The following is a 210-nucleotide window of genomic DNA, read 5'->3' on the forward strand; positions in this document are numbered from 1 at the left end:
TTGGGACCCTAACAAGTTTCCGGCACCGCGGATCGTTAAATCACGCATCGCTATTTTAAAGCCTGAGCCAAGCTCAGTAAATTCTTTGATTGCCTGTAGGCGCTTCTCAGCCACTTCGGTTAACACTTTGTCAGGCTGGTACGTAAAATACGAGTATGCCACCCGGTTCGAGCGACCAACACGCCCGCGGATTTGATAAAGTTGGGACAA

The 210-nt window shown here is 49.5% G+C and carries 1 protein-coding gene; it reads right to left on the bottom strand.

All coding sequences use genetic code 11. The annotated features are described in order from the left end of the window. The coding region (locus CHH91_RS19885; protein WP_141234291.1) for a hypothetical protein at positions 1 to 210 on the bottom strand (210 nt) is incomplete at both ends.

Source organism: Virgibacillus sp. 7505 (assembly GCF_002272135.1).
Classification (GTDB): Bacteria; Bacillota; Bacilli; order Bacillales; family Amphibacillaceae; genus Terribacillus.